This is a genomic window from Caldithrix abyssi DSM 13497 (assembly GCF_001886815.1).
Lineage (GTDB): Bacteria > Calditrichota > Calditrichia > Calditrichales > Calditrichaceae > Caldithrix > Caldithrix abyssi.
In genome coordinates this window covers 1-24,138 of record NZ_CP018099.1, presented here as the reverse complement: position 1 = coordinate 24,138, position 24,138 = coordinate 1, and the positions used below count along the sequence as shown (strand labels likewise).

The following is a 24,138-nucleotide window of genomic DNA, read 5'->3' as shown; positions in this document are numbered from 1 at the left end:
TAATTTTTTCAAATGAAAATTTTTTTTAACAAATTTTGCAAAAAATGTTAATTATTTATTAAAAAGAAAAATCCGGGCCGCCTTTACGGCTACCCGGATTTTGAGTGGGAGGGAGAAATTGAGATGGTTATTTTTTAATACCGGCAACCTTTTCCAGCATGTCAGTTGTTAGCGATTTGGGACGTTCAATAGCCTGACCCACTGCACGATCCCAGACGATATTGCTCAACACGCCAATTGCCCGGCCCACGCCAAACATCACCGTGTAAAAATCGTATTCGCGAACGCCGTAATGCCATTGGATAACGCCAGAATGCGCATCCACATTGGGCCACGGGTTTTTAGCTTTTCCATGTTCCATCAGAATGGGCGGCACCACTTCGTAAAGCATGCTTACCAGCTGAAAGATTTCATCATCCGGCAGATGTTTTAGGGCAAATTCACGTTGCGCTGTGTAGCGCGGATCTGTTTTACGCAAAACTGCGTGTCCGTAACCCGGAATAACCTGTCCGGAATTCAACGTATCCCAGACGAATTTTTTCAATTCTTCTTTGCTCGGCAATTTGCCGCCCATTTTGTCCATTACGTGTTGAATCCAGCGCAATACTTCCTGGTTTGCCAGGCCATGCAACGGTCCGGCCAGGCCGTTCATTCCTGCGGACAGGGCATAATAAGGATCGGACAGCGCCGAAGCCACCAGATGGGTGGTGTGCGCCGAGACATTGCCGCTTTCGTGATCGCTGTGCAAAATAAAGTACAGACGGGCAACTTCATCGTAGGGGTGGTCGATGCCCATCATGTGGGCAAAGTTAGCGCCGAAATCCAGCTCCGGATTGGAGGCGATGGGCGTATCTGCTTTGTACTTCATTCGATAAATGTAGGCGGCGATTTCCGGCAATTTGGCCAGCAAGTTGAGGGCATCTTCGTAATAGGGATCCCAGTAATCCATTTTAGAAAGGCCTTCGTTGTAGCGTTTTACAAATACCGACTCGCGCTGCATGGCCAAAATGGCGGCGGAAAACATGGTCATGGGATGCGTGTCGCGCGGCATTTCCCTTAAAAGATCGTAAACATAATGGGGAACGCGATTTCTGGCTTTAAACTCATCCACCACATCCTGAATGTCTTCCTGGGTTGGAATTTCGCCAGTTAACAGAAGGAAAAAATGGCCTTCAACATAAGGCATTTCGGCGCCTTTGGGTTTGGGCAATTTTTCCAGTACTTCAGGAATCGTGTAACCACGAAAACGAATTCCTTCATTCGGATCGAGATAAGAGATATCTGTGGTCAAACACTTTAAGCCGCGCATCCCTCCATAAAACTGACGAATGTGTACCTGATCGACAACAACATCCCCGTATTCCTTCATGAGTTTGGTAACTCTTTCACGATATGAAGGAATTTTTTCCGCTAACTTTTGTTTTAGCTTTGACATACCTATCCCCTTTCTTTAAAAGGTTAAAAAATAAACGGCTTATGAATCTGATTTTTTATTTGAGGGTTTTTTTGAACCGGATTTATTTTCTTTATTTTTATAATCGGTTATGTAAAATCCTGAGCCCTTAAAAACCAGACCGGCTCCGGCGCTTATTTTTCTTTCAACACGGCCGTTGCATTTGGGACAAATGCTGATCGGTTCAGCAGAAATACTCTGGAATTCTTCAAATTCATATCCGCATTTGGTACAAATATATTCATAGGTCGGCATCGTCTTTCACCTCCTTCCGAATCCTAATTTTCAGCCAATAAGCTGCAGATACAGGCCACATTAATAATATCATCAACGCTGCAGCCGCGCGACAAATCATTAAAGGGTTTGGCCAGTCCCTGAATTACCGGGCCAACGGCTTCTGCGCCGCCAAGACGTTCGGCTATTTTGTAGCCAATATTGCCCGCATCCAGGTCCGGGAAAATAAACACGTTAGCCTTACCCGCCACCGGGCTGCCCGGGGCTTTGCGTTGGGCAATTTCCGGAAGCAGAGCGGCGTCAAACTGCAACTCGCCGTCAACCTTTAAATCGGGCGCCCATTCTTTAACCTTTGCGGTTGCCGCCACCACTTTTTCCACATCTTCGTGAGCGGCGCTGCCTTTGGTAGAAAAAGAGAGCATGGCCACGCGCGGTTCATCGCCCACCAATCCTTTGTAGGTAGTAGCGCTGCTAATCGCAATACTGGCCAATTGCTCCACGTCAGGATTTGGGATCACCGCGCAATCGCCAAAACCAAGTTCCCTGCCGTCTTTTAAAACCATGATAAAGGAACTGGAAACGGCTTTGATGCCCTGTTTCATTCCGATTACCTGGATGGCGGCGCGCAACACATCGCCTGTGGTGGCAACCGAGCCGGCCACGCCGCCGCTAACTTCTCCCTTGCGCACCAGCAGCGCTCCATAATACAAAACATTTTTAACCGTTTCTCTGGCCTGTTCCCGCGTAATGCCTTTGTGTTTACGCAGCTCATAAAATGTTTCGGCAAATTCGTCCAGCTTTCCCGATTGCTGCGGGTTTTCAATTTCCAGATCATTCAGCTCAACGTTATTTTCTGCAGCTATCTTCTTTAACTCTTCCGGGTTCCCTAAAAGAACCGGCGTAACCAGTTTTTTATCTTTTAAATATCTTGCGGCCTTTAATACGCGTGGGTCAAAGGCTTCGGGCAATACTATTTTTTTTAAGTTTTGGCTGGCATTGGTTCTGATCTTTTCAATAAAGTCCATTTTTGCTTCCTTTCTGCGACAGTTTCTCTATTAGTTTCCGTTCGACAAATTTTGTTACAAATTTTTCAATATTCCCGCCAAAATTGGCTACATTTTTAATAATGGTTGAATTCAAATAAGTAAACTTTTCATGAGGCATCAAAAACACAGTTGAAATATCTTCTGATAGTTGGCGATTCATTAAAGCCATCTGAAATTCGTACTCAAAATCCGTAATGGCTCTCAACCCTCTGATGATTACCCTGGCGTTAGCTTTTCTGGCAAAATCTACAATCAATCCGTCAAACTTTTCAACGCGCACATTGGGAAAATCCTTGATCGCCTCCTCAATCATTTCCATTCGTTCATGCACATCAAACAAAGGTTCCTTGGCCGGATTAATAGCCAGAGTTACAATGATTTCATCAAAAAGCCTGGCGCTTCTTTCGATAATATCGATATGTCCCAGCGTAATGGGATCAAACGTTCCCGGATAAATTGCTATTTTTTTATTGCTCATCTTCTTCTTTTTTCACGATAAAACTAATTAAACTACGTCCCATTTTTTTCTGAATTAACACTTCGTATTCCGCGCCTTCTTTTTGCACGGGGTTTATGTTTTCGTGCTCAACAACCAGCACTGTTTTGGATGTCATCATCTCTGACGAAGTTAGTAAATCAATTAACGTTTGCAGTTCCGGATATTTGAACGGCGGATCCAGAAGCAGAAGATCCGCCCGAAAGCTGGCTTTTCGGGCAAAGCTGATGGCGTCGCTTTTTACAATCGTGTATTTATCTTCCGGGACGCCAATGGAGCTTAAATTTTCTTTCAACACTAAAAGCGAACGGTCAGAAGCATCGACAAAGATTACTCTTTGCGCCCCCCGGCTCAGGGCCTCTATGCCCAGGTTACCACTGCCAGAAAATAGATCTACAACAACCTTGTTTTCAGGAAATTTTTGCAAGACGTTAAAAATTAATTCTTTTACACGCCCCGTTGTGGGGCGGATGGAAAGATCCGCACTTCCTTTTAGTTTTCTTCCTTTATAGATACCCGCTATTATTCGCATTCATTCCCGATTCCTACAAAAACAAGTCCAATATAATTTCTAACTGATATTTGCTTTTATTAAAAGATTTTTGATCAAGAGAAGAAACCACCAGCTTGTAAACCTTAAGATTTCGGTTGCTCTGGCCTAAAGCGCTCAAAAACTTAAAACAATTGTCATAGGCGCCCTTCATTCTAAAATGAACGCGCTGTTCGCTCAAGTTGAATTGAGCCGGCTTTGTATCTAATGGTTTGACCAACGAAAGCGTTAATGAAAATTGTTGAGCCAACATTGATAGCCATTGTTTTGCTTCTTCTAAACTTCCCACTTTTGCGTTAAGGTCTGCCGTGCCGCCTTTTTTCATTAATTTTAAGGAGATAACGCTGGTTATGCCATCACCAGGCCTTTCATCAGAGGCGACTACTTTTACTGCCGTGCCGCCAAATGCCGCTTTAATATCCATTAAAGCTCGCGCCAGTTGATCGCGAGTTTGCCCGAACAATTCGACTGAAAGGTCTCCGCCGTAAAACAACAAACTGGAAATCTGCACCTTGTTTTTTCCGGCAATATCACTAATGGCGCTTATAACGCCCAGGTTCTGGTTGTTTTCAGCCGCAATCATGCCCAGATATTGGGTTTGCTTTTCCAGGAGCGGGTCCATCGAAGGGCTTTGCTCCTGCGGACTTTGCGGCTGCTGTTCCTGCGCCACGGGCTTTTCTTCCGTGCCTTTGTCGCTAAAAAACATATATCCTGCAAACAGCGCCACAATTAGCGTAACGGCGATTACACTCCAGACAATAACCGGCCTTTTGCTCAGTGTGGGCAATTTTTCATCTTCAACTTTATCTTCCGGAATGTAAATCTTTTGAGGTGGCTGTGGCTGCTGCGCCTCTTGTTCTTCTATTTGTTTTTCCTGTTGCTCAACCTCTTCCTTTTGCTCCTTTTCAACGCCAGTTTGGGCGCTAAACATATCTTCTTCGTAAGAGGCAAAGCTTTCTTCTTCAAAAGGATGCGGCTCCAGCGGTGGTTCCATGCCAACATCCGGCATTAATTCTTCTTCCTCTTTTTCCCGGACGGGTTCGGAAGGCGCTCCTTCATCTACTACCGAAAGAGCCTCATCTTTTTGTCCTGTTTCGAACAAATCTGTTTCCAAGGGCTCTTCGGGCTGTTCTTCTATTTCTGCTTTCTTTATCTCTTCTTTCGGTTCTTCCTGCCGGGGTTGCGTCGGCTTTTGTTTCCCCTTTTTTAATTGCTCAAAAAAATCATCTTCATTCAATAAATCGTGATCCACTGCTTCCCTCCCCAAATTTCTATAACATCACGGCATAAGATTCAATTGTTACTGGTAACTTTTCACCCAATAACTTATCCATCCGTATTTCATGTACCTGGAAATCTAAATCTTTCATTTTCCTGCTCAAACTTTCCGTTATCAAACGCGAGACATAAACATCCAGCGGATATTCATATCCAGGCAACATGTTCACAAGATTGGTAAACTTTTCGACCTGTTCTTCCAAAAGACGGATTACCTTTTGTTCAAAATTTTTCTCTTTCTCTTTTTCGGCAAAAGTAAAAAGATCGTAACTATAAAATGCGCCATCCATATAGTGAAACAGGGTAACGCTGAACACATCTATTTGAAACACAAGTTGATTTTTAGCCGGATTCAAAAAATTGAATTTCTTTAATAATTTTAGAATCGTATCGCAGTCCAACAGTAAACGTCGAATTTTTAACCCGCTTTTTTCAATCAATTCTTTTATTTTTTGGATGATGCTTTTAGGGGTTAAGGCAAACACCGATTCTTCGTACGAACCAAAGCGGAACTCATGATCCAGCTTCACCACTTTAGTGTCTTCAAGCGGTCTCGTGCCAATGTTTTCCATCTCCCACACCAGGTGTTTTTGCAACACACGGCTATCGGCGTCATAGGGCAGAGGCGCGCGTTTAATTTGCGCTAAATACATGGGAAGCGAAACATTACAAAGCATACCCTGTAAGTTGTTATTCTGTACATATTGGGTAAGCTTTTCTACCAGTAAGTTAAAGTTTTCTTCGTTTAAAAGAGCGTTAAATTCAAAAGGGAATGGATAAAGAATTTCATGGGTCGAAATTAATTTGGGATGCTCTTCACTTTCATGGACCCTTGTTAATGAGAGAGAACGGTTGGTAAAGGAAATTCCAAGATATTCTTCCATTTGTCTGCAACCTTTAATTGAAATAAAAGGGGGGATTGTTTCCCCCCTTCATATTATTTTTTCTTTTCTTCTTCCCAGCTTTTCACATCCTTGTAAATGTATCCAAAATTCTTTATTTCTTTATCAAACACGCCGTAAACCTTGATCTTTTTACCTTCTTCTGCAAACACAAAAAGGTGCTCCAGTTCTTTTTCCAGCGAATTGAGCTTGTCAATCAATTGTTCGTCTTTTACTGTTTTAAAAGCGGTCAGTAATGAATCTAAAGCCATGCGCTCATTTTCCAGAGTTGGAACCGTTGCTCTGCGCCTACGTGTTTTAATCTTGCTGAGATATTCATTGAACTCGTCTAATTTTGCCAGCAGCTTTACGTTAACCGAATCCAGGTTTCCGAATACGTTTTCACTGTAGGCCTGGTTAAAAACCCGAACGCCGTTCAATGTTTTTTCAATATTTTCTTTTAATAGGCTGTAGCTCTGGCAACGAGGCACTATTTGGACAAATTGCGATAAATCATTGGCCGCAGTAATCACCGTTAAGTTGTCAAAACGTTCTTTCAGATCTTCCAGCTCTTTGTAGGCAATAAACATATCAGCATTTTTGCGGTATTTACTTCTAATTTCATTTGCTTTTTTCAACGTAGAATCTACCATTTTGATGTACTCTTCGATGATCGGCATAAAGGGCAGTGCTTCAATTTCTTTAGCCACCGGCGTCGCTTTTTCTTTTAATTCATCCAGTAAAACCGGACTTTCAATCTTTACAAACTGAGAATCCGAATCGAACAATATTTTATACATCTGTCCGTTTACAGGACTATAAAAGTTTTTTTCGGTGAGGTGTACAATAAGAGAATCCGCTTCAGAAAGTTTACTCAAGGCGAACTGGGAGGTAACGTTGTAATCTTTTAAAAATTTCTGATACATGTCTTTAAGTGCTTGATTACGCTGCTGAATGTTCTGAAGTTCTGCCGCAATATCCAGGCCGCTTATTTGTTCAAACGAGCCATCAACGCGTTTTCTGAAATCTTCTACCCGGTCGGCAACGCTTGAAACTCTGTTAATCGGCGAACGCTTCACTTTTTTATCAAAGATTGCGATCCGTTCGGACAACGGCGCCCAGGCCTCCTGAGCTTTAATAGGATCGACATTTTGCAAATATTTCTCCAGCGAATCGATCGCCGAAATAATTTTCATGGTATTAACCTGCAAAGTATAGTCGGTTAGTGTTTGCTTGATCTGGTTCAGCGAATCCAGATAAGAAAATACCTTTACCAGGTCTGGCATGGCCGGAGAATTTAAATAGTTGCCCAACTGAATTTTTAACTCGTTTGCCTCATTATTAATCTCTTCAACCGTTCGGAAATGATAACGATTACTTTCCAGATCATCAATAATCTGGCTGATATTAACTCTAATGCGCATTAAATTCCGCACGTACGGTGAATTTAAATAGCCGTTAAAGTTCCTGATTAGTTCCCGCGTGTAATTTACCACTTTTTGTTTACGCATTAAATTGGAATCGGCACGGATGGTATTAAGCAATTCGGCCGGATCTGACGTGTATTTTCCTGTCAGCGTTTTGTAGTATTTAAGGGCTTCGTAAATAGCGGTCATGTTGCTGTGCGCTGTTTTGGCTTCCTGCTCTTGCTCTTTCCATATTTTACCAGGGATTAAAATAACAGCAACAAGGGCCGCTACCAGAAGAACGATTATGAGTTCTAATACTATAGATCCTTTTGCTTCGTGTTTAGACATTCTTCCTCCAACTATCTGTTTTTACATAAAATTTGCTATTGTAAATATTAATAAATTCACGTTTTCCAAATTACGTAATTAATAAAATAATGTCAATCATTTTTTGGTTGTTATAATTTTTAAAAAAACAACATGTTCTACTTTTTTTTGTTTACTTTTGCCTGGGTTTGTTTTTTTAATTATTATTGTTAACATTAAAATTATACATAAAACCGTGGGGAAGTATGGATTATGAGATACCAACAACTCTTTTTGCTATTGATCCTCTCTTTAACTTTTTGCACAACTCAAAATCAGCAAACTAACTTTGATGTTCAACTAAAAACACTCGAAATTTCCCGCTCCTCAGATGTGGAACACTGGCAGAAACTGATTACTAACGCCAACAGTGAGGAGGCCCGCATAAAAATTGCCTTGGCCATCGCCCGCACTAAAGAAGATTCATTGTTTCCCATCGCCAAAGAACTTTTTATTGGGGCTTCGAGCGATTCTTTGAAAATTGCCGCCGCTTTTGCCCTTTCGCAATTAAATCACACACATTCCGAACAGCTTTTGATTTCTTCTTTACAGGACGACAAAATATCTCCGCGCGTTAAAAATTATCTGATTCGATTTCTGGCCAACTGCGGTCAACAACATGCCTGGAACGTTCTTCAGGAATTTATAAACGATGATCTTTTGAAGGACGCGGCGCTGACAACTCTCGGTGTCTTAAACCGCAAAGTTCACTTCCGCCAGACATTGAATATCATCGATTCAGCTAAATCTTCGCTGTCAACTGCGGAAGCCTATTATCTTTACAACTCAAACCTGCCCGACGGCGCCTTTCCCTCTTTAATTCGTTTAATAAAAAACAGCGATCCTGAGGCGCAAATTTTTCTTTTAAAAAAGCTGCGCAAATTATTGGCTAAAAAGCAAAGCCATCTATTGGATTCTCTTTCTTCGAATATTCTGTATTCTTTTTTACAGCGCAATCTTAACTCAACCAACTCTAATTGGCGTCTTTTACTTTCCGCCATTTACATGACGCCCATGGTTAAAGACTCTGTATTGCAGGAACAGGTTAAACAACTCACGGAGTACCCCATCGGCCACGTTCGCATTGCCGCCTACCAGGCCCTTGTTGAAATGGCCGGTAAAAAAATCAGCCCATTTTTAGTTAATCAGTTCGGCAAACTTCCAGCGACCTACGAAAAAGCGGCTATTGCCGGATTTCTGGCGCAAGTTGACCCCAACACGGCTTATCTGTTAATTAACAATGCTCTGGATAAAGGAAATCCCTATTTTAAACGAACGCTATTATACGCTCTGGCAAAAACAAAATTAAAACTAAGTAACCGCTTATTGCGAGAATTTTTAAAATTAAACGATCCCTTTTTAAGTAACGGCGCTTTTTCTGCTCTTGCCGAACTAAACAGCGTTCAAACAAAGGATGCAAATCTATTGTTAAACTCAAAATATGTTTCCAATGTTGGCACCGCTCTCGACTGGTATTTACAAAAAAAGAAAAAATTACCCGATCTTGAACTGCTGAATTTATTTAAAAAATTCAGGGGAATGGATGCGCTGGAAATTCAAATGAGCATTTGTCAGATGTTCAAAAATTTTGAATATTCCAGCGTCGTTAATGCCGATAGCCTGGCAAAGTACGCCGTGCATCCCGTACTGTTCAAAAAATTTCCTGAAATATTTGAAACGAAACAGGAATATGATTGGGTGAGCTATTTACCTTCTTTTCTATTGCCCGATAGTTTATATTTTCCCTCCTCCGCCCCTGTTGTTGAAGTGGAGACCACAAAGGGCCGCTTTTCCATTCGGCTTGAGGCAGACCTTGCCCCGCTTACTGTTAAAAACTTTTTACACCTGGCACAAAAAGGCTTTTATAATGGGTTGTATTTCCATCGGGTGGTTCCAGACTTTGTAATTCAGGGCGGCGATCCAACGGGCACGGGATGGGGAACTTCCGGATATTTGATTCCTTCTGAGCATTCTCCCCGTTCATTTGAAAGAGGTGCTGTGGGCATAGCCACGGCCGGTTTTGACACGGGAAGCAGTCAGTTTTTCATTTGTCATTCTGAACAACCTCATTTAAACGGGAACTACACCCGGTTCGGCAAAGTTATTAAGAACATGAATGTGGTTGATCAAATTGAAGTAGGCGATCAAATACTGTCGATTAAAATAGTTGAATAAATTATGCCAAAAATAGATTTTTCTAACGAACGAGTTAAAGCCAATTTTAAAGCCTTTTTATTTCTTTTGGGTATTGCTCTGGTGATTTCCGGCATCTGGTACTCACAAAGGCTGGTTTCGGTTCTTGAAAAAAAGACCGCTGAAGCCGTGCAGTTTCGAATTAAACTACTGGAAGAAAGCCTGAATAATCCAAACTCAAACACAGACATTGATTTTTTATTTAATGAAGTTATCCAGAATGCAGATTATCCGCTCATTTACACGGATACGGAAAATAATCCGCGAAGCTGGCGCAACATCGATCCTGAAATTGACAATAAAAGCATGGACGAATTTACGCACAAAGATAGCCTTAAGCTCTTTAATGCCTTAAAAAAAATAAAAGAAGAAAATGCGCCCATTCCCATAAAATATCAAAATAAAATTGTTCTTGGCTATTACTACTATGGGTATCCTGATGTTTTATATAAATTACGTCGCTTTCCTTACCTGGCCATTATTTCTGCTCTGGCCTTTGGACTGGTTGGATACATTGGTTTTTCTTACATTAAAAAAAGCGAACAACAATTTATATGGGTGGGCATGGCAAAAGAAACGGCGCACCAGCTGGGCACGCCCCTTACTTCCATTTCCGGATGGCTGGAACTATTGCGTTTGAACAATGGAGTAAAAGAGACGGCCATTGAGGAAATCCAAAAAGATTTACAACGCCTCAATAAGGTCGCCAATCGTTTTTCCAAGATCGGCTCCAGGCCAACCGTTAAAAAGGCCGACATTATTCCCATTATAAACAATGTGGTGGATTATTTTAACCGCAGACTTCCAAATATCCAAAAAACCGTTATTATTGAAACCAACTTCAAGGATCAAAAATTAATCGCCAACGTTAATGAAGATTTATTTAGCTGGGTTCTTGAAAACCTGATCAAAAATGCCATAGACGCCATGCGTTCCGGGGTTGAAGGAAAGATTGTTATTCAGGCAATGAAAGACGTTGATAAAAACGAGCTTTATATCGATATTATTGACAATGGCAAGGGAATACCTTCTAATGAAAAGAGAAAAATTTTCAAACCTGGCTTCAGCACCAAAAAAAGAGGTTGGGGGTTAGGCCTGAGCCTTGCCAAACGGATTATAGAAAATTACCATGGGGGACGTTTAATTTTGAAAGAAACTAAAAATAATAAAGGGTCAACCTTCAGAATCAGCCTAAAACTCCAAGCATAATTTTGACTTATTTTATTGTTTTGGTTAATTTTCAAGATTTGAAAAATGAGGGGCACAATTTGACAAGAGATAGACAGAAAGAATTTGCAGAACTGATCGAACCGCATCTTTCTTCCTTATATAATACCGCTTTGCGCATGACGCACAACCAGCATGACGCCGAAGATCTGGTGCAGGACACGCTTTTTAAGGCCTATCGGGCTCTTGATCAATTTCAAAAGGATACGAACTTTCGCGCCTGGGTTTTTCGCATCCTGGTTAACACCTTTATTACAGCCTATCGTAAAACGATCAGGCAGCCGCAAAAAGTTAGTTACGACGAGATGGAAGAATTCTTCCTTTATAAGCGTTTAGATGAAACAGTATCGATGCAGGAAGTTCCCAAAGAGGAATTTTTGGAGAATCTTTTTGACGACGATGTAAAAGAAGCGCTGGATAATTTACCATATCAATTCCGGCTGGTGGTTCTTTTATGTGATGTTGAAGGGTTTTCTTACCAGGAAATTTCAGAAATTATTGATGCGCCTCTGGGAACGGTTATGTCGAGATTATATCGTGGTCGAAAATTATTACAACGTTATCTTTGGAATTATGCTAAAGAGAGAGGGTATATTACGGATGAATTTAAGCCCAAAAAGTAAAAAACATTTTGAATGCGAAGATATTGAAAAATATATTCAACAATATCTGGACAACATGCTGGACGAAGAGAAAAAACGTCTCTTCGAAGAGCACATTGAATATTGTCTGCCCTGTGACAAAAAGGTTGAATTCGAGAAAAAATTTAAAGAAGTCGTTCGCTTAAAAGTTAAACAGGAACTTCCCAAAGAAGTGGTTCAGCAAAAAATTAAATTTATTCTGAAAAGTCTCAAATAAGTTTTTATTTAGAAACTTCAATGTTCTGATTTAATTGATAGTTCATAAACCGAATCTCATCAAAATAGATTTTATCCTTTTCTTCGGCTTTTTGCACCTCCAGAAAGAAATTTACTGGTAAATAAATTTGATTATATTGCTCATAATCGATGGTCAGCTTAAAACCGCTGCGCACCTGGCCGTTGATCATGGTTTGAACGGTCCAGCCCTGGCAAAGCCATTTTGTGTCTTTCAATTTAAATTCCGGGTAAATCACCATGTGCTTTGCCTGGGCAGGATATTCGATGTCGATTAGAATGCACAGGGCATTTAAACCCAACAAGTATTTAACGACGGTTCCCTGCTGATCCACATTTCTAAAAGTCATTTGAACCGCTTCTTCATTATGCTTTAGTGTGTAATTACTAAGTAAAGCGTCTGATATTAACCCTGTTAAATAGAATCTCTGCAAGTCTAAAAATATGCCTTTTACCTGAATTTTTAATCCGTCTAATAATTCACGATATTCTTTTTTCTGTTCATTGTTCATATTAAACGGCGTCTTTATCTCCGATAGATATACATCGGCCGGCGCCTGCCAGATCAATTGCAGCACAGGGACATTCGTCTTGTCCCAATTTGCTTTGGTAAAGGCATCCATCTTGGCGCTGGTTATTTGAACCACAAAATTTTTGACCGATTGATTATTCAACAAATAGTAAGAACTCTTCAAATTATGTAAAAAAGATACTTCATCAAAAAGCTGAGCATAAGATTTTCCGACAAAAATTAAAGCGAAAACAATCATTAAAATTTTCTGCATGCGCGTCCCTTACATTTTATTTGTTGTTCCATTACCTTTTTAGTAAATTAAAAATTTGAACAAACAATAACGAACAAAAGATGAATATAGAAACGATTCGATTTAAAAACAACAGATTGTTAATCTTAGACCAGACCCTCTTGCCGCATAAGCAAGAGTATCGCACGCTAAAGGATTTATCTCAGGTAATCGAAGCGATTAAATCCCTGCGTGTTCGCGGCGCTCCGGCCATTGGCATTGTAGCCGCCTATGGCCTTGCCATTCATGCGTTAAACCTGAAGGCATTAAAAAAACTCGATTTTGTAGCGCTGAAAAATGCCGCGCAGCAGCTGAAACAGGCGCGACCCACAGCAGTTAATTTAAAATGGGCTATCGATCGTCAAATGGCCGTGATTGAAAATTTACAAAATGACCAAGACGAGATGGTTTCCGCTTTAATCCATGAAGCCAAAACCATCCACGACGAAGACCGCGAAACATGCGATAAAATTGGAAGTTATGGCGATGCCCTGATTGCTGATGGGTTTAATATTTTAACGCACTGCAATACCGGTTTTTTAGCCACTGGCGGTATTGGGACGGCGCTGGGCATTGTGTACAAAGCGGCAGAAAATCATAAAAAAGTTCATGTATTTGTAGATGAAACCAGGCCTGTGGGACAGGGCGCACGCTTAACGTTCTGGGAGTTGAACCAGGCTGGCATTCCTGCCACTTTAATCACCGATAATATGGCAGGCTCTTTAATGAAAGAAGGAAAAGTCGATATTGTAATTACCGGAGCAGACCGCATTGCCGCCAATGGCGATACGGCTAACAAAATTGGCACCTATTCGCTGGCTGTTCTGGCCAAAGCCCATAACATTCCTTTTTATATTGCCGCGCCTTATTCCACCTTTGACTTGAACATCGATTCTGGACAACAAATTCCTATTGAACAAAGACCAAAAGAGGAAGTTTTACAATTCTGGAATATACCGTCAAATGATTCCTATCAGGTTTACAATCCAGCATTTGACGTTACTCCTGGCGATTTAATAAACGGTATAATCACAGAATTCGGAATAATAAAAAAACCATTCGAAAAAAATATAATTAACGTTCCAAAACAATTTAATAAAGGAGATGCAACATGAAGAAACTCTTCTTATTAGCCATACCAATTCTGGTGTTAACTTTGCTCACTTCCTGCCGGCCGCCTGAACTCGAGGGCGCTTTTGTGGATTACAACGCCGGACGTTATGACAATGCTTTAAAGTTGGCCAAAGAAGCAACGGAAAAATATCCGACAAATGCCGAAGCCTGGTATTTATTGGGTGAAATCTATGGCAAAAAAGAAATGTATTCTGAAATGAAACATGCGTTTGATAAGGCATTGGCAAACAACCCCACCCCGGATATCCAGAACAAAATCAAAAATGCAACCATGTACTATTTTCAAAATCTGTTTAATCGAGGGGTTAGCAACTACAATACTTACGCCAAAATGCAAGACACCGCTTCAGAAGAAGCCAAAGAGCAGCTCAGAAAATCAACCGAATATTTTAAAAAGGCAAATATTGTTAAGCCCGATTACAAAGCCGTTGATTTAATTGCCTTTGCCTATTCTATCCTTGGTGAAAAAGACAGCGCTTTTGTTTACTACACCAAATTAACCCAGGAATGGCCCGATTCTGCCGACGCCTATGTAAAACTCGGTCGATTTTATGTGGTCAATCAAAAATTTGAAGAAGCCATTCCTTTACTGGAGAAGGCTCTGGAGTTAGATCCAGAAAATGCAGACGCCATTCAGATTATTGCCGAAGCCTATGACTTTGCCGGTAAAACAGATAAGGCCATCGAAACGTATAAAAAAGCCATGGAAATTAATCCCGAAGAAAAGGCTTTTCCTTTTAATTTAGGGCGGCTCTATTTTCAAAAGGTTGCTTCGGGCAGCATCGACGACAGCACCAAACAACAATACTTACACGAATGCGCTAAAGCTTTCGGGCGTGTTATTGAACTTGATCCATCCATGAAAGAAGCGTACGATTACAAATCCAACTGCGAACTTATGGCCAAAGATTATGAAGACGCCCTGGTTACTTTAAAACAGGCAACCGAACGTTTTCCGGATGAAGGTAAATTCTGGTACAACCTTGGCGTAGTCTATTACAACTTGAAGGACACCGAAAAAGCGCAAGAAGCGATTGACAAAGCCAAAGCTTTAGGCGTTGAATAAGAAATCTTAGATAAGTAAAAAAGATTAAATTTTAAAGGGAGATTAATAAAGATTAATCTCCCTTTTCATTTTGAGTTAAAAAATAGGATAAGGCTTCCAGTTCAATAGACATATTTTCATTTTTAACCATCACATCATCTGGCGCTTTAATGGTAATGGGCGCAAAATTTAAAAAGGCCTTAACCCCACACTTTACAAGGCTATCCACCACCGATTGCGCAACTTTAGCCGGCACGGCAATAATGGCAATTTCTATTTTTTCCTCTTTCACCACATTGCAAACGCTATCCATGTGATGAATTTTCAAGCCGCCTATTTCCTGACCAACTTTTTTTGGATCGTTATCAAATAGCGCTTTAATATGGAATCCCTGTTTTTTGAATTCTGCATAGTCGATCAAAGCGCGTCCAATATTTCCGACGCCTACCAGCGCCACGTTCCACTTTTTGGACAGGCCCAAGATATTGGCGATTTGATCGCGCAAATCTCTGGTATTGTATCCCAATCCGCGTTTTCCGAACGAACCGAAAAAAGACAGGTCCTTTCTTACCTGGGCGGACGTAATGTTGTTGATCTCGGCGATTTGTTCTGATGAAACGGTTTCAATCCCCTGATCAATCAAATGAGAAAGCGTTCGATAGTAGGTGGAAAGCCGACTGATCGTCGAATCCGATATTTTTTTCATCCTATCCTCCAAAAAACAATACATGACCTGATTAAAATTACGAAATTTTTCTCAAGAATCAAATATCCGATTGCGTTTCCTCGTCTTCCACCGATACTTTGGCCACGTCGCTTACGCGATCGCCTTCCGTTAAGCGAATCAATCGAACGCCTTGCGTACTACGGCCATAGCGGCTGATGTTGATGGTGTTCTGGCGATTAATAATACCTTTTACCGTAATAATCACAATATCCTGGTTATCATAAACGCCCAGGGCGCCAACCAGTTGTCCGGTTTTTTCTGTAACTTTCATTCCAATAATTCCGCTTCCGCCACGGGATTGCTGGCGAAACTCTTTAATCGGTGTGCGTTTTCCATAACCCAGTTCCGAAATGGTTAAAAGATCCATTTCACCGTTTGCCACAACCATGGCAATCACGCGGTCGCCCTCGCGCAATCGAATGGCCCTTACCCCGGTTGCCCCGCGACCCATTGGCCTTACCTGACTTTCATGAAAATGGATGGCTTTGCCGTGAGCCGTAACGTACAATACCTTTCGATCGCCATCAGAAAGTTTTGCTTCGATTAACTCGTCGTCTTCCCTGATATTCAGGGCGATGATGCCCGATTTACGCGGCCTGCTAAACGCGCTTAAATTGGTCTTTTTGATTAATCCTTTTCGGGTAGCCATTAAAATAAAATGTTCGTCATCAAATTCTTTTACCGGTAAAACGGCTTTAATCTTTTCGCCGGATTCGATATCGATCAGATTGATTATCGGCCGACCTTTGGAAATGCGACTCCCGGCTGGAATGGCATACACTTTTAGCCAGTAACATTTTCCGCGGTCTGTAAAGATCAAAATATAATCATGAGTATTGGCAATGAACAGATGCTCAACAAAATCTTCATCTTTTGTAACCGCGCCGGTTATGCCCTTTCCGCCTCTGTTTTGTGTGCGATATTCATTCAATGAAATGCGTTTCACAAAACCCATGTGCGAAATGGTAATGACGACATCCTCTTCAAGAATCAGATCTTCTATGGATACATCTTCCACCGACGAAACAATTTCTGTCCGCCGTTCATCGTTGTATTTTTTAACCAGATCGTCCAGCTCTTCTTTAATAATTTCGTACTGCTTTGCCTTTGAAGCCAAAATGGATCGGAGTTCATCAATCAATTTTAAGAGTTCGCGATATTCGTTTTCAATTTTTTCTCGCTCCAGACCGGTCAGGCGTTGCAAGCGCATGTCTAAAATGGCTTTGGCCTGAATTTCCGTTAAACCGAATCGTTGAATCAATTTTTCCCTGGCGATATCCGGATTGGCAGAAGATTTAATGAGTTCGATGATTTCATCGATATTATCAATGGCAATGCGCAATCCTTCCAGAATATGGGCTCGGCGCTCCGCTTCGTCCAGATCATATTGCGTACGGCGAACAATAACTTCTATGCGATGATCGATAAAGTGCTGAATCATTTCTTTAAGGTTTAGCACCTTTGGCCGTCCCTGTACCAGAGCCAGCATATTAATGCCAAATGTTGTTTGTAGCTGGGTGTGCTTGTACAGAAAATTGATGATCACATGCGGATTAAAATCTTTTTTCACTTCGATTACAATGCGCATTCCATCGCGATCAGACTCATCGCGCATGTCCGATATTCCTTCTAACTTACGCTCTTTAATCAGGCTGACAATTTTATTGATCAAATTTAGTTTGTTTACCTGGTAGGGAATTTCTTTAATAATAATGGCTTCGCGGCCGCCGCGCATTTCTTCAATTTCTACTTTTCCGCGAACCAATATTTTTCCATGTCCGGTTTCGTAAGCCTGACGGATGCCTTCAATACCATAGATAATTCCACCAGTGGGGAAGTCCGGTCCTTTTAAATACTGCATGATCTCCGTAATTTCAATCTCTGGATTATCAATAACCGCCTTAATGGCTGCAACCACTTCTCCCAAATTATGCGGTGGAATATTGGTTGCCATACCCACGGCAATGCCGCTTGCCCCGTTAATCAAAAGGTTTGGCAACCTGGCCGGTAAGACCACCGGTTCTTCCAGAGTCTCATCAAAATTACGAACAAAATCGACGGTATTTTTGTTGATGTCGGTTAAGAGCTCTTCTGCAATTCTCTGTAAACGGACTTCCGTGTAACGCATGGCCGCAGGGGAATCGCCATCAATCGAGCCAAAGTTTCCCTGGCCGTCAATTAAAGGGTAGCGCAGCGAAAAATCCTGCACCATACGCACCAGCGTGTCATAAACGGCCATATCGCCATGCGGATGGTATTTACCCAGAACTTCGCCAACGATTCTGGCGCTTTTCTTAAAGGCTTTGTTGTGCTGCAGGCCTAATTCGTGCATGCCAAACAACACTCTGCGATGCACCGGTTTTAAGCCGTCCCTCACATCTGGCAGGGCTCGTGAAACAATCACCGACATGGAATAATCGAGATACGACTCGCGCATCTCATCTTCTATTAAAATAGGGATTATTTTTTCCTTCGAAGCCATTTTTACTCCTTACTAAACATCGAGATTTCTTACAAACTGCGCATTTTCTTCAATAAACTTTTTGCGGGGAGCGACCTCCTCGCCCATGAGGATGGTAAAAATCTGATCCGCTTCCATGGCGTTATCTATGCTTACCTGTAAAATGGTTCTCGTCTCCGGATTCATGGTTGTCTCCCAGAGCTGTTCAGGATTCATTTCACCCAAACCTTTGTAGCGTTGAATTACTACTTTGCTCTCATCCACGCCCAGTTCTTTTATGATGCGCTCTTTTTCTTCATCGTCAAAGGCATAAAACTCCTGTTTTCCGTTTTTAATTTTGTAAAGCGGAGGTTGAGCAATATAAATTTTACCCTGCTGAATTAACTCTCCCATGTAGCGATAGAAGAAGGTAAGTAGCAGGGTACGGATATGAGCTCCGTCCACGTCCGCATCGGTCATAATGATAATTTTATCGTAACGTCGTTTTTCAATATCGAAACTATCGGAACCTATGCCCGTTCCAATTGCCGTGATAATGGTTTTGATTTCATCGTTACTTAAAATTTTGTCCAGCCTGGCTTTTTCCACATTCAAAATTTTACCTTTTAAGGGCAAAATGGCCTGAAAGCGTCGATCGCGCGCCTGCTTGGCCGAACCGCCGGCCGAATCACCCTCCACCAGATACAACTCCGATTCTTTGGGATCATTGGAAGAACAGTCGGCCAGTTTGCCCGGTAAAGAGCTGCTATCAAGAACGGTTTTCCGACGCGTCAGTTCGCGCGCCTGGCGTGCGGCTTCTCTGGCCCTGGCAGCGCTAATGCACTTTTCAATAATTGGTCTGGCAACGGCTGGATTCTGTTCTAAAAATTCAAACAGTTTTTCGTTGACCAGCGTTTCTACCGCCCCGCGAACTTCAGAGTTTCCCAATTTGGTTTTGGTTTGTCCTTCAAACTGGGGCTCCGGCACTTTAACCGAAATTACTGCCGTTAATCCTTCGCGCACATCCTCGCCGGATAAGTTAATTTTATCATTGTTTTTAATAAAGTTATATTTCTGAGCATAGCTGTTGATCGTGCGCGTTAAAGCGGATTTAAATCCCGATAAATGCGTTCCGCCTTCCATGGTATTAACGTTATTACAATAGGTCAAAATATTTTCCGTGTAGGCGGTGTTGTATTGCAAGGCAATTTCCACCGGAATGCCATCGCGCTCGCCTTCAAAATAAATCGGTTCCTCGTGCAAGGGAGTACGACTCGCATCAAGATAGGCGACAAATTCTTTTAAACCGCCTTCATATTGATAGGTCTCCTGAATATCATTACGCTCATCGACTATCGTTATTTTTAGATTTTTATTAAGAAATGCCAGTTCACGTAAGCGATTGGCCAAAACTTCAAACTTGTACGAAATTTTTTTGAAAATTTCCGAATCAGCTAAAAACGTGATTTTGGTTCCGCGTTTATCGGTTTCACCAATTATTTTCAATTCAGTAACCGGCGCGCCACGTTCATAAACTTGCTGATAGATTTTATTATTTCGATAAATTTCCACTTTGCACCATTCAGAAAGGGCGTTTACCACCGATGCGCCCACGCCGTGCAAACCGCCGGAGACCTTGTAGGTATTTTTGTCAAATTTTCCGCCGGCATGAAGGGTAGTCATAATGATTTCCACGGCCGGCTTTTTTTCCACGGGATGAAGATCAACCGGTATGCCCCGGCCGTTATCTTCAACAGAAATCGATTCATCCGGGTGAATGGTTACCATTATTTCTGTGGCATAGCCGGCCATTGCCTCATCAATACTGTTATCTACAATTTCGTACACCAGATGATGCAACCCCTTTGAAGTTACATCGCCAATGTACATCGCCGGTCGTTTGCGTACCGCTTCGAGTCCTTTTAAAACCTGAATATTTTTTGCTGTGTATTCTTTAGCTGACATTGTATCACCTATTCAATTTTAATATCTTTTACATTCAATTGATCAAATTTTCTGTTCAAAATATCGATCATCTCTTTTTTATATTTTTGCAATTCATTGGCCCACGCTTCAGATTTTGCTTCAATAATTAATGTTTCGTTTTCGAATTTAATCGGCCTGCAAATTTCTGAAAGGGGCTTCACCATTACTTTCTTCCAGTTTTGCACCACCCATAATTTAAGGAAATTGTCATACGCCTCCATTTGCTTTAGCGCCGTTTGCAAAGCGGCGCCTATTGATTTTGGTTCATGCTTCATAATGCACCTGACCATTTTGTACGTGCCACAACCCAACATCAGACAACCCAGAGTCAAATTTTTCCGCATTGGTCGTTGTGATGAAGGTTTGAAATTGCAACTGCTGGATATTTTCCACCACTTTTTGAATTCTGGTTAGGTCCAGCTCGCTAAATATGTCGTCTAAAAGCAGAATTGGTTTTTCGTCGATTCTTTTTTCCATCAAAACCGCCTCTGCAAATTTTAAACTGATTAAAAAAGTTTTGTTTTCTCCCTGCGAACCAAAAATTTTTATTAACGCATCATCTTTAAAAAAGATCAGGTCATCTCGATGCGGCCCAATGGTTGTGGTCGTGTAATTGATATCTCTTTCTTTTACTTCATCCAGTTTTTTTAAATACAACGTTTTTATAACCTCTTTTTCTTTTAACGCTGCCACATCAAAAAAGGATTTGTATTTTATTTCAATTTTCTCATTGCGTCCTGAGACGTTTTTATAAAAATGGTAAATTAACGGATTTATTTCCTCAATAATCTCATGACGTTTTAAACACACATAAGAAGCATGTTCCGCCAATTGTAAGTTCCAGGGTATTAGCGCCTCTTCCTTTTGCCCGCCTTCTTTGATCATGCTTAATAATTTATTGCGGTTTTTTAAAATTCTGATCAGCTGTTTTAATGCCTGCAAATAGAGTGGATCTATTTGCGAAATCAAAATATCAATAAACTTTCTGCGAAAAGACGGCGAACCATACGTTAATTCCAGATCTTCTAAAGATAAAAGTATTACAGGAACTTTTCCGATCATTTCAGAAAAAGTTTTCACCTTTTTCTGTTCCAAAAAGAGGTGTTTTCCTTCATTTATGGAAAAGAATAATCTTATATTAAAGGTATTTTTTAAATTTTTCCGGAAAGTTCCTCTTACTTCGTAAAATTCATTCCCTGAATTTACAATTGCCCGATCATCATTTACGCGAAAACTTTTGGTTATTCCCAGCAAATAGATTGCTTCTAATATTGACGTTTTTCCTTGTGCGTTGCCCCCGTAAATGATATTGATATTTTTTGTTATGTTTAATGTTAATTGTTTAATATTTCTAAAATTTTTAACCTGTAGATTAATCAGCTTCACTTAACCTCACCGGCATAATCAACATCAGAATATCTTCATCTTCTTCCTGTTCCAGAGGAAAAAGTAAACCCGGTCCGTCAGCATCTTCCACCATCACGCGGATTTGTTCTGCATCCATATGCCGTAATAGATCTAACAAATAATTGGCATTATATGCGATGAGCAATGGTTCATAATCAAAACGGCATGGAATGGTTTCGCTGGCCTCTCCTCCAAAATCAATATCCTGCGCCATAATCGTTACATTATCGGGATTGATTTGTAACCGAATCTGGTACGTCATTGGATTGGCAAACAGGGATACGCGTTTCACCGAATGAATTAAATCTTCTCGGTTGATGATCATTTCTTTCTGAAAATAATCGGGAATAACGCGTTCATAATCCGGATATGGGTCTGTTATCAATCTGGAATAAATTTTGGTGTTGGGCAATTCGAATAGAATATGGTCATTACTAATAAAAAGCTGATGCTGGCCCTCTTCCGGTAAATTACGCGCCACAAAATTTAACGCTTTTGTAGGCACAATATATTGTTTGGTGAAGCCGGGATTTTGAAAATTTTTATTTATAAACCGCACCAACCGATGACCGTCGGTGGCTACCATTCGGTATTCCTCTTCAAAAATCTGACACAGCACACCAGTTAATGCCGGACGCGCCGGTTCCGTTGAACAGGCAAAAATGGTACGTTCTATCATTTTCTTCATTTTATCATTTGGTAAGGAAATGGAATTTTCTTTATCAACCATGGGCACAGATGGAAATTCTGTGCGCGGCTCTCCCAATAATTTGTAATGCCCCATGGATGTTTCCATCTGTACGCGAAAATTTTCTTCCACGTGAAACTTAATTTCAATTTCCGGCATTTCACGCAGAATATCTAACAGCAGTTTGCCAAGAACGGCTACCGCGCCTTCTTCGCTAACGCTGGCTCTGGCCCAGGAAATTTGCGTAATATCCAGATCTGTCGCTATAATTTTTAATTGGTTGTCTTCGGCAATCAATAATACATTATATAAAATTTCTTTGGTAGTTTTTGTCGGCACAACGTTAATAACACGTTGTAATGCCGCTAAAAATTCCGATCTTTCAATCGTAAATTCCATTATCCCTCCAAGTATTATCTATAAAAATAAAATTTACGGAAAAGGTATTAAATTAGCAAGAACACAACAATTATTAAACGTTTTACGCTGTTATTACTCATTCTTTTTTATCGTCCTTTTTAAATAAATTTACAACGGCGAACCGACTTCTTTAAATATTCTCAAAAAATTCTTACCGAGAATCTTTTCAATGTCGTCTTTATCATATCCTCTTTTCAGCAATTCTTTCGTAATATTAGGAATGGCCGCGGCGTTTTCAAGTCCGATAGGCGTGGTACTGATACCGTCAAAATCCGATCCCAATCCAACGTAATCCGCGCTTCCGGTCACCTGGATGACATGCTCAATATGATCAACTACCAACTTAACATCTATCTGGTATTTTTGTTTTAGCCGTTCGGTTTCTGTTTTTAATTCCTGTCTGAATAGTTTTAATTTTTCTGGATCTGCTTTACGTCTTTCGTTTCTGCTCCGTGGTAACCCAAATTTTTCGGCCAATTTTTTCTTTAGCCGATCTCTTTCGTTCCAGAATTCTGCATTTAAATAGCCAGGTTCAAAATTAATCCCAATCATTCCTCCGTTTTGAGCCAGCGCCAACAACATTTCATCCGATAGATTTCGGTGATGCTTACTCAATGCTCTGCAGCAGGAATGGGAAGCGACAATCGGTTTTGTAGAAATGTTGATCACATCCCAGAAAGTTTCATCGTGAACATGGGAAACGTCAATAATCATTCCCAGGCGATTCATTTCCTGCACCACCTTTACGCCAAATTCATTTAAGCCGCCAAATGTAGTCGTAGAATCGCCAGAGGCGTCGGCCCAATCGGTATGCGTCCAGTGTGTAAGCGTCATAATCCGTACGCCTAAACGGTAAAAATCTCTTAAAAGGGCCAGATCGTTTTCAATGGCGTAACCTCCTTCAATGCCAATCATAATTCCTGTTTTATTTTCTTCTTTTAATTGGCCAATCTGGTCATAAGAAGTTACCAGAGAGAGGAAATTTTTATTTCCTTCAATCAGCCGGTAAACCCCATCTATTTGACGTAAAACATTTTTTGCTGACTGATTTTTTTCCATATCATTTTGAGGGGCAGGCGCAAAGCAGGCAAAAACCTGAAGGTCCACACCGCCCTGTCGTAGTTTGGGAATATCCACATGTCCCTGTGTTTCTTTAGAAAGATCAATGCCCCGTAAATAACGATAGATGGCGTCGCAGTGAAGATCAGCAACAAATGCATTTTCATGCAACAAGCTAACATCCATTTTTTGATGTGGTTGAGCGATCAGAAAATGGATTAATATCAATAAAGAAAAAAAGACATGAACCATTTATCTCTCCTCAAATTTTTTAAATCAATTTGCAACACATATTAATCTATTAATATTAAATATAAAAATAAACATTGTAGTAGTAGTGTGTGTGGAAATGTGGGTAACTATTTTAAGTTCTAAAAAAACAGTAGTACAAATAAAATAATTATAAACAAAATTTGCTTTC

22 protein-coding genes are annotated in these 24,138 nt (G+C 40.9%); 6 read left to right on the top strand and 16 right to left on the bottom strand.

What is annotated here, in order from left to right:
- Positions 1–127: 127 nt before the first annotated feature.
- Genes Cabys_RS00110 through Cabys_RS00075 form a run of 8 tightly spaced genes read right to left on the bottom strand, consistent with a single transcriptional unit; the run spans position 128 to position 7,695 of the window.
- Positions 128–1,435, bottom strand: coding sequence for a citrate (Si)-synthase, eukaryotic (locus Cabys_RS00110; protein ID WP_006927567.1), 1,308 nt, complete (start codon positions 1,433–1,435; stop codon positions 128–130).
- A 39-nt stretch (positions 1,436–1,474) separates the two neighbouring features.
- The gene (locus Cabys_RS00105; RefSeq protein ID WP_006927568.1) at positions 1,475–1,708 is read right to left on the bottom strand and encodes an FmdB family zinc ribbon protein; all 234 of its coding nucleotides are present in this window, start codon (positions 1,706–1,708) and stop codon (positions 1,475–1,477) included.
- 23 nt (positions 1,709–1,731) lie between these two features.
- The gene (gene pta, locus Cabys_RS00100; protein ID WP_006927569.1) at positions 1,732–2,712 is read right to left on the bottom strand and encodes a phosphate acetyltransferase; all 981 of its coding nucleotides are present in this window, start codon (positions 2,710–2,712) and stop codon (positions 1,732–1,734) included.
- Positions 2,699–3,211, bottom strand: coding sequence for a pantetheine-phosphate adenylyltransferase (gene coaD / locus Cabys_RS00095; RefSeq protein ID WP_006927570.1), 513 nt, complete (start codon positions 3,209–3,211; stop codon positions 2,699–2,701). The genes pta and coaD overlap by 14 nt, the downstream gene beginning before the upstream one ends.
- Positions 3,201–3,761: a 16S rRNA (guanine(966)-N(2))-methyltransferase RsmD gene (gene rsmD / locus Cabys_RS00090; protein WP_006927571.1), complete on the bottom strand. Its 561-nt coding sequence runs from the start codon at positions 3,759–3,761 to the stop codon at positions 3,201–3,203. The genes coaD and rsmD overlap by 11 nt, the downstream gene beginning before the upstream one ends.
- Before the next feature lie 13 nt (positions 3,762–3,774).
- Positions 3,775–5,031, bottom strand: a complete 1,257-nt coding sequence (locus Cabys_RS00085; protein ID WP_006927572.1) for a hypothetical protein — start codon at positions 5,029–5,031, stop codon at positions 3,775–3,777.
- 19 nt (positions 5,032–5,050) lie between these two features.
- Positions 5,051–5,941, bottom strand: coding sequence for a hypothetical protein (locus tag Cabys_RS00080; protein ID WP_006927574.1), 891 nt, complete (start codon positions 5,939–5,941; stop codon positions 5,051–5,053).
- A gap of 53 nt (positions 5,942–5,994) precedes the next feature.
- Entirely contained in the window at positions 5,995–7,695 is a 1,701-nt protein-coding gene (locus tag Cabys_RS00075) for a hypothetical protein (protein WP_006927575.1), read from the bottom strand.
- A 231-nt stretch (positions 7,696–7,926) separates the two neighbouring features.
- On the opposite strand from Cabys_RS00075, the gene Cabys_RS20255 reads away from it, so the two are divergent.
- Genes Cabys_RS20255 through Cabys_RS00055 form a run of 4 tightly spaced genes read left to right on the top strand, consistent with a single transcriptional unit; the run spans position 7,927 to position 11,991 of the window.
- On the top strand, positions 7,927–9,888 hold the full coding sequence (locus Cabys_RS20255) for a peptidylprolyl isomerase (protein ID WP_006927577.1): 1,962 nt from the start codon (positions 7,927–7,929) through the stop codon (positions 9,886–9,888).
- Positions 9,889–9,891: 3 nt separating this feature from the next.
- The gene (locus Cabys_RS00065) at positions 9,892–11,115 is read left to right on the top strand and encodes a sensor histidine kinase (protein ID WP_006927579.1); all 1,224 of its coding nucleotides are present in this window, start codon (positions 9,892–9,894) and stop codon (positions 11,113–11,115) included.
- A gap of 59 nt (positions 11,116–11,174) precedes the next feature.
- Positions 11,175–11,756: a sigma-70 family RNA polymerase sigma factor gene (locus Cabys_RS00060; protein WP_006927589.1), complete on the top strand. Its 582-nt coding sequence runs from the start codon at positions 11,175–11,177 to the stop codon at positions 11,754–11,756.
- Positions 11,734–11,991, top strand: coding sequence for a zf-HC2 domain-containing protein (locus Cabys_RS00055; protein ID WP_006927591.1), 258 nt, complete (start codon positions 11,734–11,736; stop codon positions 11,989–11,991). Before Cabys_RS00060 ends, Cabys_RS00055 begins: the two co-directional genes overlap by 23 nt.
- A 4-nt stretch (positions 11,992–11,995) precedes the next feature.
- On the opposite strand, the gene Cabys_RS00050 is transcribed toward Cabys_RS00055, so the two are convergent.
- A complete protein-coding gene (locus Cabys_RS00050; RefSeq protein ID WP_006927595.1) occupies positions 11,996–12,793 on the bottom strand; it encodes a hypothetical protein in 798 nt (265 codons plus the stop codon).
- Positions 12,794–12,873: 80 nt separating this feature from the next.
- On the opposite strand from Cabys_RS00050, the gene mtnA reads away from it, so the two are divergent.
- Entirely contained in the window at positions 12,874–13,926 is a 1,053-nt protein-coding gene (gene mtnA / locus Cabys_RS00045; protein ID WP_006927596.1) for an S-methyl-5-thioribose-1-phosphate isomerase, read from the top strand.
- A complete protein-coding gene (locus tag Cabys_RS00040) occupies positions 13,923–15,011 on the top strand; it encodes a tetratricopeptide repeat protein (RefSeq protein ID WP_006927597.1) in 1,089 nt (362 codons plus the stop codon). The genes mtnA and Cabys_RS00040 overlap by 4 nt, the downstream gene beginning before the upstream one ends.
- A gap of 52 nt (positions 15,012–15,063) precedes the next feature.
- Here Cabys_RS00040 and Cabys_RS00035 read toward each other — a convergent pair whose 3' ends face one another.
- The 7 genes from Cabys_RS00035 to Cabys_RS00005 form a co-directional block, all read right to left on the bottom strand.
- Positions 15,064–15,696, bottom strand: coding sequence for a redox-sensing transcriptional repressor Rex (locus tag Cabys_RS00035; protein ID WP_006927598.1), 633 nt, complete (start codon positions 15,694–15,696; stop codon positions 15,064–15,066).
- A gap of 58 nt (positions 15,697–15,754) precedes the next feature.
- Positions 15,755–18,199 (bottom strand): DNA gyrase subunit A, encoded by a 2,445-nt coding sequence (gyrA, locus tag Cabys_RS00030; RefSeq protein WP_006927599.1) that lies wholly within the window; start codon positions 18,197–18,199, stop codon positions 15,755–15,757.
- A gap of 12 nt (positions 18,200–18,211) precedes the next feature.
- Entirely contained in the window at positions 18,212–20,122 is a 1,911-nt protein-coding gene (gene gyrB / locus Cabys_RS00025) for a DNA topoisomerase (ATP-hydrolyzing) subunit B (protein WP_006927600.1), read from the bottom strand.
- 8 nt (positions 20,123–20,130) lie between these two features.
- On the bottom strand, positions 20,131–20,418 hold the full coding sequence (locus Cabys_RS00020) for a DciA family protein (RefSeq protein ID WP_006927604.1): 288 nt from the start codon (positions 20,416–20,418) through the stop codon (positions 20,131–20,133).
- Positions 20,408–21,529: a DNA replication/repair protein RecF gene (recF, locus tag Cabys_RS00015; RefSeq protein ID WP_006927605.1), complete on the bottom strand. Its 1,122-nt coding sequence runs from the start codon at positions 21,527–21,529 to the stop codon at positions 20,408–20,410. Before recF ends, Cabys_RS00020 begins: the two co-directional genes overlap by 11 nt.
- Positions 21,516–22,637, bottom strand: a complete 1,122-nt coding sequence (gene dnaN, locus Cabys_RS00010) for a DNA polymerase III subunit beta (protein WP_006927607.1) — start codon at positions 22,635–22,637, stop codon at positions 21,516–21,518. Before dnaN ends, recF begins: the two co-directional genes overlap by 14 nt.
- Positions 22,638–22,766: 129 nt before the next feature.
- Positions 22,767–23,969, bottom strand: coding sequence for a dipeptidase (locus Cabys_RS00005; RefSeq protein ID WP_006927608.1), 1,203 nt, complete (start codon positions 23,967–23,969; stop codon positions 22,767–22,769).
- Positions 23,970–24,138 lie beyond the last annotated feature (169 nt).